The sequence below is a fragment of the Sphingomonas sp. Sph1(2015) genome (genome assembly GCF_001970915.1).
Lineage (GTDB): Bacteria > Pseudomonadota > Alphaproteobacteria > Sphingomonadales > Sphingomonadaceae > Sphingomonas > Sphingomonas parapaucimobilis.
In genome coordinates, this window is record NZ_MQUI01000041.1 from 24830 (window position 1) to 35019 (window position 10190).

Annotated in this window: 8 protein-coding genes, 1 tRNA gene and 1 rRNA gene; 6 read left to right on the forward strand and 4 right to left on the reverse strand. The window is 67.0% G+C overall.

Features of this window, described 5'->3' with window-relative positions:
* The first annotated feature begins 25 nt into the window (after positions 1-25).
* Genes uxuA through BSZ14_RS14785 form a run of 3 tightly spaced genes read left to right on the forward strand, consistent with a single transcriptional unit; the run spans position 26 to position 3977 of the window.
* A complete protein-coding gene (uxuA, locus tag BSZ14_RS14775) occupies positions 26-1195 on the forward strand; it encodes a mannonate dehydratase (RefSeq protein ID WP_241823776.1) in 1170 nt (389 codons plus the stop codon).
* On the forward strand, positions 1192-2604 hold the full coding sequence (uxaC, locus tag BSZ14_RS14780; protein WP_076711495.1) for a glucuronate isomerase: 1413 nt from the start codon (positions 1192-1194) through the stop codon (positions 2602-2604). Before uxuA ends, uxaC begins: the two co-directional genes overlap by 4 nt.
* A complete protein-coding gene (locus tag BSZ14_RS14785) occupies positions 2601-3977 on the forward strand; it encodes a mannitol dehydrogenase family protein (protein WP_076711496.1) in 1377 nt (458 codons plus the stop codon). The genes uxaC and BSZ14_RS14785 overlap by 4 nt, the downstream gene beginning before the upstream one ends.
* Positions 3978-4123: 146 nt before the next feature.
* Here BSZ14_RS14785 and BSZ14_RS14790 read toward each other — a convergent pair whose 3' ends face one another.
* Both BSZ14_RS14790 and BSZ14_RS14795 read right to left on the reverse strand, forming a co-directional pair.
* A complete protein-coding gene (locus BSZ14_RS14790; protein WP_076711497.1) occupies positions 4124-4468 on the reverse strand; it encodes a hypothetical protein in 345 nt (114 codons plus the stop codon).
* A gap of 12 nt (positions 4469-4480) precedes the next feature.
* On the reverse strand, positions 4481-6028 hold the full coding sequence (locus tag BSZ14_RS14795; RefSeq protein ID WP_198930526.1) for a L,D-transpeptidase family protein: 1548 nt from the start codon (positions 6026-6028) through the stop codon (positions 4481-4483).
* Between the two features lie 421 nt (positions 6029-6449).
* On the opposite strand from BSZ14_RS14795, the gene BSZ14_RS19730 reads away from it, so the two are divergent.
* From BSZ14_RS19730 to BSZ14_RS20090, 3 genes are all read left to right on the forward strand, one after another.
* Positions 6450-6599 carry a hypothetical protein gene (locus BSZ14_RS19730; RefSeq protein ID WP_158069216.1) on the forward strand — a complete coding sequence of 50 codons (150 nt, stop codon included), beginning with the start codon at positions 6450-6452 and terminating at the stop codon, positions 6597-6599.
* Positions 6569-9361, forward strand: a complete 2793-nt coding sequence (locus BSZ14_RS14800; protein WP_198930527.1) for a TonB-dependent receptor domain-containing protein — start codon at positions 6569-6571, stop codon at positions 9359-9361. Before BSZ14_RS19730 ends, BSZ14_RS14800 begins: the two co-directional genes overlap by 31 nt.
* A gap of 116 nt (positions 9362-9477) precedes the next feature.
* Positions 9478-9837 (forward strand): hypothetical protein, encoded by a 360-nt coding sequence (locus BSZ14_RS20090; RefSeq protein WP_076711500.1) that lies wholly within the window; start codon positions 9478-9480, stop codon positions 9835-9837.
* A gap of 105 nt (positions 9838-9942) precedes the next feature.
* On the opposite strand, the gene BSZ14_RS14810 is transcribed toward BSZ14_RS20090, so the two are convergent.
* Together BSZ14_RS14810 and rrf are read right to left on the reverse strand one after the other, a co-directional pair.
* Positions 9943-10019, reverse strand: a tRNA-Met gene (locus BSZ14_RS14810).
* Positions 10020-10067: 48 nt separating this feature from the next.
* Positions 10068-10182 (reverse strand): 5S ribosomal RNA (rrf, locus tag BSZ14_RS14815).
* Positions 10183-10190 lie beyond the last annotated feature (8 nt).

The following is a 10190-nucleotide window of genomic DNA, read 5'->3' on the forward strand; positions in this document are numbered from 1 at the left end:
GGACGAGGGAATAGCGGCCGTGTTGATGATCCAGTCCATGCGGTGGTTCGGACCCGCCGACCCGGTCTCCTTGTCCCATATCCGCCAGGCGGGCGCCACAGAGGTCGTCACCGCGCTGCATGAAATTCCCAACGGCGTGGTCTGGCCGCGCGAGGCGATCGCCGAGCGGCGGGCGATGATCGAGGCGGCCGGGCTGGGCTGGTCGACCGTCGAGAGCCTGCCGGTGCATGACGCGATCAAGCGCGGCGAACTGACCGACGAACTGGTCCGGGCCTATGGCGACAGCCTGCGCAATCTGGCGGCCGAGGGTGTGCGCACCGTCACCTATAATTTCATGCCGCTGCTCGACTGGACGCGCACCGATCTGGACTGGGAACTGCCCGATGGGGCGACCGCGCTGCGTTTCGAATGGGCGGCGGTGGCAGCCTATGACATCCATATCCTGAAGCGGCCGGGCGCCGAGGCGGATTATTCGGAAAGCGTCCGGGCCGCCGCCGCAGAGCGCTTCGCCGCGATGACACCCGAGGAACGCCACAAGCTCGAACGCACGATCATCGCGGGGCTGCCAGGCAGCGAGGAGAGCTTCGACTCGCCCGCCTTCCAGCGCGCGATCGACACCTATGCCGGGATCGACGCCGAAGCACTGCGGGCCAACCATATCGCCTTCCTGCGCGCGGTCTGCCCGATCGCCGAGGAAGTCGGGATCAAACTGGTCGTCCATCCCGACGATCCCCCCTTCCCCATTTTCGGCCTGCCGCGCGTCGTCAGCACGGCGGAGGATCTGGATCATCTCTATGCCGCCGTGCCGTCCCTGGCGAACGGGCTGTGTTTCTGCACCGGGTCGTTCGGCGCGCGGCCAGATAATGACCTGCCCGCCATGATCCGCCGTTTTGCCGAGCGGATCGACTTCCTCCACCTCCGCTCGGTCGGTTGGGAAGCGGGCGAGCGCAATTTCCATGAGGCGGAGCATCTGGGCGGCCATGCCCGCATGGCGGAGGTGATGCAGGCGGTGGTCGAGATTTCGCATATGCGGAACCGTGCGATCGTGATGCGCCCCGACCATGGTCATCGGATGATGGACGACCTTCATCGCAGCTCCAATCCCGGCTATTCGCTGCTGGGCCGGATGCGCGGGCTGGCCGAGCTGCGCGGGCTGGAGCAGGGAATCGTGCATATGTTGGGGTTGAACGCATGACACGCAAACTGGAGCTTCATCCCGACCGGCTGCTGCCCGCCGATCCGACGACGCGGGGCATCGCGCGGACGCTGTACGCCGAAGTCGCGAATCTGCCGATCATCAGCCCGCACGGCCACACCGATCCGCGCTGGTTCGCCACCGACGAGCCCTGGGCCGATGCCAGCGACCTGCTGCTCGCGCCCGACCATTATGTCTTCCGTATGCTCTACAGCCAAGGCATCGCGCTCGACGATCTGGGCATCCCGCATCGCGGCGGCCGCCCGGCCACCGATTCGCGTGCGGCGTGGAAGCTGTTTGCGGCGAACTATCATCTGTTCCGTGGCACGCCGTCGCGCATGTGGCTCGACCATGTGTTTGCCGAGGTATTCGGTTTCACCGAGGCGCTGGACGAGGCGACCGCCGACCGCTATTTCGACGCGATCGGCGAGGCGCTCGCCACCCCCGCCTTCCGCCCGCGCGCGCTGTTCGAGCGGTTCCGTATCGAATGCCTCGCCACGACCGAGGGCGCCGACGATCCGCTGCTCCATCACCAGGCGATCCGCGACTCCGGTTGGGCTGGCCGCGTCATCACCACCTATCGCCCCGACAGCGTGATCGATGTCGAGCATGAGCAGTTCGCCGGCGCGATGCAGCGCTTCGCCGCGCTGACCGGCGAGGATGTGTATAGCTGGTCGGGCTATCTCGCCGCCCATGCCAAGCGTCGCGCCGCCTTCCGCGCCTTGGGCGCGACCGCGACCGATCACGGCCATCCCACGGCGGCGACCGCGAACCTGTCGACGGCGGAATGCGAGGCGCTGTTCGCGCGTGTCGTCGGCGGTGGATGGACGCCCGCCGATGCCGAACTCTTCCGCGCGCAGATGCTGACCGAGATGGCGAAGATGAGCGTCGCGGACGGCATGACCATGCAGATTCACCCCGGCTCCTACCGCAACCATAATGCCGGGCTCTTCGCCAGCCATGGCCGCGACAAGGGCGCGGACATGCCGATGCGCACCGATTACGTCCATGCGCTGAAGCCCATGCTCGATGTGGTCGGCAATGAGCGCGAGCTGACCATCATCCTCTTCACGCTGGACGAGAGCGTCTATGCGCGCGAGCTGGCGCCGCTGGCCGGGCATTATCCGTGCCTGAAGCTCGGCCCCGCCTGGTGGTTCCATGACAGCCCGGAGGGGATGCGCCGCTTCCGCGAGATGACGACCGAGACGGCGGGCTTCTACAACACGGTCGGGTTCAACGACGATACCCGCGCCTTCCTGTCGATCCCGGCGCGGCACGACGTCGCGCGGCGGGTCGATTGCGGCTTCCTCGCGCGCCTCGTCGCCGAGCACCGGCTGGAGGAGGATGAGGCGGTCGATCTGGCCCATGCGCTGACCAACGGGCTGGTCCGTTCGGCGTACCGGCTGTGACCCAGCTGAGCGAGGCGACCGCCGCGACACTGCCCGACGCCGTCGCACGTCCCGGCTATGGCCGGGCGGCGCAGCGGATCGGCATCGTCCATATCGGGCTGGGCGCGTTCCACCGCGCGCATCAGGCGGTCTATACCGACGATGCGATGGCGGCGGGCGACCGCGACTGGGCCATCACGGCGGCATCGCTGCGCTCGGGCGGCGTGCATGACCAGATGGCGCCGCAGGACGGGCTCTATACCGTCACCGAACGGTCGAGCGAGGGCGAGGCCGTCCGCCTGATCGGCGCGATCCGTGAGGTGATCGTGGCGGCCAGGACGCCCGACCGGCTGGCCGAACGCCTCGCCTCCCCCGACACGCGGATCGTGACGCTGACCGTCACCGAGAAGGGCTATTGGCGGCAACCCGATGGCGCGACCGATCTGGCGGGCATCGTCGCGGATGGGAACAGCATCTGTCATTATCTGGCGCAGGCGGTGGTCGCGCGGGCTGCGGCGGGGCTGGGTGCCCTGACGCTGGTCAGTTGTGACAACCTCCCCGATAATGGCCGGGTACTGCGCGCCGGTGTCGCGGCATTCCTCGACCATCGGGGCGAAACGGCGGCGCGCGACTGGTTCGAGCGCGACTGGCGCTGCCCCAACACCATGGTAGACCGCATCGTCCCCGCCGTCACTGACGCCGAGCGCGCAGGCGTCGAGGCGGCGCTGGGGATGCGCGACGAGGCCGCCGTCATCACCGAGCCCTATCGCCAATGGGTGATCGAGGACGACTTCGCGGGCGAGCGCCCCCGCTGGGAAGTCGGCGGGGCGCAGTTCGTCGCCGATGTCGCGCCCTATGAGACCGCCAAGCTGCGGATGCTCAACGGCGCGCATTCGGCGCTGGCCTATCTGGGGCTGGAGCGCGGGCACGAGTTCGTCCACCAGGCGGTCGCCGATCCCGCTATCCGTCCCGTGGTCGAACGGCTGATGCGGGACGAGGCGGCGACCAGCTTCACCGCCGCCGAGGGGCAGGCGCTGGAGCCTTATGCCGACGCCCTGCTCGCCCGCTTCGCCAACCGGACGCTGGAGCATCGCCTGTCGCAGATCGCCAGCGACGGATCGCAAAAGGTCGGCCCGCGCTGGCTATCCTCGCTGGCGGCGCATGGCGGGGACGCACCCGCGACGCTGACCGCGCTGGCGGCGTGGTTGCGGTTTGTCCGGGCGGGCAATGACGCCTCGCCCGATCCGCGCCGGGCGGAACTGACCGGGCTGTGGGAACAGGGCGATGCGGCACAGGTGGTGGACGCACTGTTCGGGGACGGCGGTTCGATGGCGGGCCTGTGGCGGCCGACCGAAGCGCAGCGGACGGCGTTGATCGGTAGGATCGCAGAATAAATCCTCCCCGGCACGGGGAGGTGGCAGGCCATCAGGCCTGACGGAGGGGGGCTTCCACACAGGACGTACCTAGCGGAAATCCCCCTCCACCACCGCTTTGCGGCGGTCCCCCTCCCCAAGCATAGCTTGGGGAGGAATAAGGCGGATTACTGCCCGTCCTTCGGCTCGATACCCTCGCCAGGCGCGTCGCCGCTCGGCGTGCGCTGGACGCGTGAGGTCATGCCGGTGGCCGAGGCATCGTCCAGCATCTGCTGGTCGACCGTCCGCTCGGGCGGGGGCGGCGGAATGGTGTCGGCGGCCATGTTGACCGGCGCGACCGCCTCCGCATCGTTGGTCATGACCGGGGTTTCCTCCGGCGCGGTCATATTCTCTTCCACTACGGCCGTGTCGTTCTCGACCGGCACGGGCGGATCCTCCGACGAGCGCGAGCAGCCCGCCAGCACCAATCCGGCCGCGAACAGCGCCATGGCGCTTTTGGTGGCGATCTTCATCCTGTCTTCCCTTTAGTCCTTGGTTGCCTGTGCCCGCTCGGCCGAGCGCGCCTCGATCTTGGTCGCCAGCTGCGCGTCCCAGCTATAGGGATCCTCGCGGAAGCCCACCTGCCCATCGGCATTCGCAAAGGCGGTCCAATAGAGCAGATAGACCGCCACCGGCTCGGCCATGGTCGCGCGCACCGTCTTGCCCGATGCGATGACCGCATCGATCTGCGGCTGCTGCCATTCGGGCGTGGTCTTCAGCATCAACGAGGCCAGATCGGCGGGCTTTTCCAGCCGGACGCAGCCATGGCTGGCCAGCCGGTCGAACTTGGAAAAGCCCGACTGGGCGGGCGTGTCGTGCAGATAGACCGCGAAGTCGTTGGGGAAGTCGAACTTGTACCGGCCCAGCGCGCTCTTTTCCGACGATTGCTGCAACCGCTTGGAACCGTCGCCATTGTCGATGACCCGGAAACCCGCACGCTTCAGATAGCCGGGATTGGCCCGCTCCTTGGGCCACAATTCCTTGTTCGCGATCGAGCTGGGCACGTTCCAGGGCGGGTTCAGCACGATGCTGCGGATCGTCGACACCAGCATCGGCGTCTCGTTGCCCGGACGCCCCGTCACCGCCTTCATCGACATGACGGGATTGTCGCCGTCGAACACGGTCAGCACGGCGGCGGCGATGTTCACCTGGACGCGCTTGGCCTCCAGCTGCTGCGGCAACCAGCGCCAGCGCTCCATATTCGCCATGATCTGGCGGATGCGCTGCGCCACCGGAACGTTGAGCACGGCGATGGTCTGGCTGCCCACGGTGCCGACCGGGTTCAGTCCATAACGCCGCTGCGCCCGCCGCACCGCCGCCAGCAGATCGTCATCGAACCGCTCGCCGGTGGCGCTGACCGCTGGGTCCTCCATCGCCAGCCGCTTGCGCAACGCCAGCACCTGCGGCCCGCTTGCGCCGAAGTTGATGGTGGCCGCCGGGAGCGACGACCAGCCCCCCGCCGCCGCCATGGCGCGATAGCGGGCCAGCCCCTTCACCAGCGCGTCATAGCCCGCATAGGGCGGCGGCAGCGAGGCGATCCAGGCCGACAGCCGGTCATGGCGCACCGCCTCCGCAAAGCCGGGCGCGGGGTCGTAAGGCTGCGGCCGGATGCCCCAGTCCTTGGTGAAGTCCGCCGCATCCAGCCGCCCGACATGCACCGCATGGGCATAATCCAGCGCCACGCGGGTCAGAGCGGCGGGCGACAGGGTCGACAGGTCGCGCGGCGGCCCCTGACGCAGCCCCTGCGCCACCTCGCCCTGCGCGATCAGGGTCGCGAGCTGGCGGGCCTGCGCCTCCGACAAGGGGGGGATCGCCACGGCGGGGGCCGCTTGCGGCAGCGGCTGCACGGTCGCAGGCGGCACCACCTGTGGCTGCGCGGCGGGGGGCTGGGCCTGCGGCGGCGTCGTGGGGACCATCACCGGCGGCGGCGCGACCTGCGCCAGCAGCGGCGTCGCGATCATCGATCCGGTCGCCAACGTACCAAGCAGCCGGGCAATGGAGGGGCGGGAAACGGAGAATGGCATTTTGGTCATGCGGATATGATAGCCCCTGTTCGTCGGCATGTCGTCGTGGGAACGGCGCTTTACATCACGCTATCCTACGCCAAGCTGAACCGATCGACAGGCAAAACGTCGCAATTGATCGAATTTCAGCGACAACCCGCCAACATATGTGAACCGGCCGATGGCATGCGGTACGGCCACCTCTCTCCCCATGGGCAGCGCTTGACATGACCGTGGGATCATATTTTGTATACCGGGGGCCATTAGTGGAGGCGAACGGCAGGATCGGCGAATTCTTTCGGCACAAGATCGGCTGCCGATTCACCAAGACGCGCTTCATCGATCCCGGATCACCGGGCCATATATCTGAATATCGAAGGCAGCCCGAAAAGAGGCGCCTCACATCTGCAGCAGGAACGGGAGTCAATAAAACCAAAAGAGGGAAAAGATTATGGCTTACGGACCAAGCCGGTTGCGCAAATGGGCGCTGGCAAGTGCGGCTGTCGGTGCCCTGATCCTGGCGGTCGATGCGCAGGCGCAGACCCAGGCGACGGGCGGCGGCGCGCGGGCGTGGCGGAAAATGCCACCGGCGACGATATGACGGCGGGCGACAACACGATCGTCGTCACCGGCTCACGCATCCGCCGCAACCCCCTCGACCAGAGCGCCCCCCTCACCGCGATCGACAGCGCGGATATCGCCCGCACGGGCCTGTCTTCGATCGGCGACGTGCTGCAACGCCTGCCGGGCGCCGCAGGCGGCCTCAATTCCCGCTTCAACCGCTCCGGCAACAACGGCAATCCGCCCGATGGCGGCGGCGTCGGTGCCGGCTCGGCGGAGATCGACCTGCGCTATCTGGGTAGCCGCCGCACCCTGGTTCTGGTCGACGGCCTGCGCTTCATCAACGGCAGCGCGGCGAGCGGCATTCCCGGCGCGGTCGACCTGAACGCCATTCCCGACAGCATGATCGAACGCGTCGACGTGCTGCGCGACGGCGCTTCGACCATCTACGGTTCGGACGCGATCGCGGGCGTCGTCAACATCATCACCAAGAAACGCCAGAACGGCTTCCTCGCCACCGCCCAGCTCGGCGGTTACGACAAGGGCGACGGCGTGACCCAGAATTACCAGCTCAGCTGGGGCCACCGGACGGCCGACGACCGCGTCTCGGTGGTGGTCGGGGCGAATTATATCAACCAGGGTTCGGTCTTCGCGGGCGACCGGCCCTATTACGCCTTCCCCGATCCCGGCGCGACCGCCTGCACCACGACGTGCAGTTCGGGCACGCCCAATGGCCGGTTCATCATCAACAACCCGGTCACGGGCGAGTCGATGAACCTGACGCTGAAGAGCAATCCGCTGACCCAGCCGCGCTTCGATCCGCTGAACCCGACCGGCGCGAACAGCGATTTCAAGGCCTTCACCGTCGCCGACCGCTTCAACTTCCGCCCCTTCAACTATCTGCTGACCCCGCAGGAACGGGTCGGCGCGTTCGTCAACTTCACCGGCCAGCTGGCGGACAATGTCCGGCTCAGCACCCGACTGATCTACAATCGCCGCACCTCGGACAACCAGGCCGCGCCGCTGCCGCTGTTCGTCGGGCCGGACGCGGGCAACGGCAATCTGCTCGACACCATCTCGATCGACCGGACCAATCCGTTCAACCCGTTCGGCGTGACGCTCAGCGCGGGCAACAACGGCACGCCCGCCAACTATGCCTTTATCGGCCGTCGCTTCGTCGAGAACGGCCCGCGCCATTACAGCCAGCGGGTCGACACCATGTACATGTCGAGCACGCTGGACGGCCAGATTCCGATCGGTGCAGGCACCTGGTACTGGGACGCCAACCTGATCTATGCCGAGAACCAGGCCAAGCAGGTGGCGCATGGTAACGTCAACGCCGCCAATCTGGCGCAGGCGCTGGGACCTGTGGCGAACTGTACCGGCGCATGCGTGCCGTTCAACATCTTCGGCGGGGCGGGCTCGATCACCCCGGCAATGATCAACTATGTCACCTTCACCCAGCGCGACCGGTCCGAACAGACGATGACCGACGCGACCCTCAACCTGACCGGCACGCTGCTCCAGCTTCCCGCCGGGCCGCTGGGGCTGGCGACGGGCTACGAGTTCCGTCGCCAGACCGGCTCGTTCAACCCTGACCCCATCGTTGCGGCGGGCCTGGGCTCGGACATCCCGGCCCAGCCGACGGCGGGGGCCTTCGACGTCCACGAAGTCTACGGCGAACTCAGCATCCCGGTGCTGAAGGACGTGCCCTTCTTCCGCCTGCTCGAAGGGTCGTTCGCGGCGCGCTATTCGGATTATTCGACCAGCGGCAACCGCACGGTGATGAAGGGCGGGCTCAGCTGGAAGCCGTTCGAGAATCTGCGTTTGCGCGGCACCTGGGCGCAAGGGTTCCGCGCGCCCAGCATTGGCGAGCTGTTCGGCACGCCGTCGCGCTTCGACGGCAACGTCATCGATCCCTGCTCGGGCCTGGCCAGCCTGCCCGCCAACAGCACGGTGCGGCAGAACTGCGTCGCGCTGGGCGTGCCGGTCAATTACGTGCAGAACGGCCTTCAGCTGCCGATCCTGACCGGCGGCAATCGCGCGCTGAAGCCCGAACGGTCGGAAAGCTGGGTGCTGGGCGGCGTCTACAGCCCGAGCTGGGCGCGCGAGGCCGGTATCGCCAGCCAGCTGAGCCTGGAGGCGGATTACTATACCATCCGGGTCGACGACGCGATCGCGTCGGTCGGCGCCGACGTGCTGCTCGCCAATTGCGTCAACCAGCGGGACGCGGTCAGCTGCGGCGCGATCACCCGCTCCGCGACCGGCAGCGGCCAGATCACACAGATTCGCGGCCTGCTCCAGAATATCGCCTCGCTGAAGAGCGAGGGGATCGACGTCACCCTGCTTTACCGTAGCCCGCGCGTCGGGGCGGGCAGCTTCGGCCTGAACTGGGCGAGCAACTTCCTGTTCGAATATTCGACCACCCTGCCCACTGCGACGGGCAGCGAGAAGCTGGAGCGGCAGGGCACGGAGCGCGGCGACCAGGCCTATCCGCGCTTCAAGAGCGTGGCGACGATCGACTGGTCGAGCGAGACCTTCCTTGCCTCGCTGACCGGGCGTTACATCGGCAAGGTCATCGAGCCCGCCTATGACAATCGCGAGATGAAGCCGATCCTGTATCTCGACGCGCAGATCGGCTGGACCATGCCCTGGCTGGCGCAGCGGCTGACCCTGACCATGGGTGTCAACAACATCCTGGGCCAGCGTGCGCCCGACTGCCTAAGCTGCGGCGGGTTCGATCCGACCACCTATGACCTGCCGGGCCAGTTCGGCTATGCCCGACTGGGCTTCAAGTTCTGACGACAAGGCGGCCAGGGAGACATCCCTGGCCGCTTACCCCATCAGGGGGATGGCTGTCCGATTGGGGGCCGCAGCACGTTCATCGTCCTCGCCATGACGCTTGAAAGGCGAATGTCATGGCAAGCCGGTGGTATGATTCGATAGAGCGCCGCCAGGATATGAGTTTTGGGTATCTGCTGCCTGGTGCCCATCCGACTTTCGTTGATCATTGGCGACAGGCGTACGGAAGTGGGGAACTGGCTGCTGGATTACCCGCCCAGCCTGCCAGGCGCAGAAACGCAAGAAGCCGCCCGAGGGAAGAGGTGGTGCCTGCGTCCGAATACTGGGCGTTGCAGGCGCAGGTGAGCGAGTTGCAGCGCCTGCTCGGCAAGAAGACCATGATGGAAGCCGAGATCCTGCGCGAGACCGTGTCCCGGGCCGCAGGCCCAAAAAAACTGCTGTTGCGCTCGACCTCGTTGCCGGGGGACGGTCAGTAACCGCGGTCCGGCCGCGGAGGTCGTGGCCAGCGTGGCGTCGCTGGCGGCATATGCCACAAACGACGACGCCGCCCTTGGGGGCGGCGTTGTCGGGTTCTAAGGCGATGGTTGCGGGGGCAGGATTTGAACCTGCGGCCTTCAGGTTATGAGCCTGACGAGCTACCGGGCTGCTCCACCCCGCGGGGGTGTGAGGTTGTGAATGGGTTTTTTGTGTATACGCGGACTGTAATGCCTGGCGACGCCCTACTCTTCCACTGCTTGAGCAGTAGTACCATTGGCGCAGTCGGGTTTCACGGCCGAGTTCGGGATGGGATCGGGTGGGACACCGACGCTATGGCCACCAGGCAATAGAG

What these genes read in the sequence shown, in the direction of transcription:
- uxuA (WP_241823776.1), top strand. Translation starts at nt 26, where the DNA reads ATGATCCAGTCCATGCGGTGGTTCGGACCCGCCGACCCGGTCTCCTTG.
- uxaC (WP_076711495.1), top strand. Translation starts at nt 1,192, where the DNA reads ATGACACGCAAACTGGAGCTTCATCCCGACCGGCTGCTGCCCGCCGAT.
- BSZ14_RS14790 (WP_076711497.1), bottom strand. Translation starts at nt 4,468, where the DNA reads ATGAAGATCGCCACCAAAAGCGCCATGGCGCTGTTCGCGGCCGGATTG.
- BSZ14_RS14795 (WP_198930526.1), bottom strand. Translation starts at nt 6,028, where the DNA reads ATGACCAAAATGCCATTCTCCGTTTCCCGCCCCTCCATTGCCCGGCTG.
- BSZ14_RS19730 (WP_158069216.1), top strand. Translation starts at nt 6,450, where the DNA reads ATGGCTTACGGACCAAGCCGGTTGCGCAAATGGGCGCTGGCAAGTGCG.
- BSZ14_RS20090 (WP_076711500.1), top strand. Translation starts at nt 9,478, where the DNA reads ATGGCAAGCCGGTGGTATGATTCGATAGAGCGCCGCCAGGATATGAGT.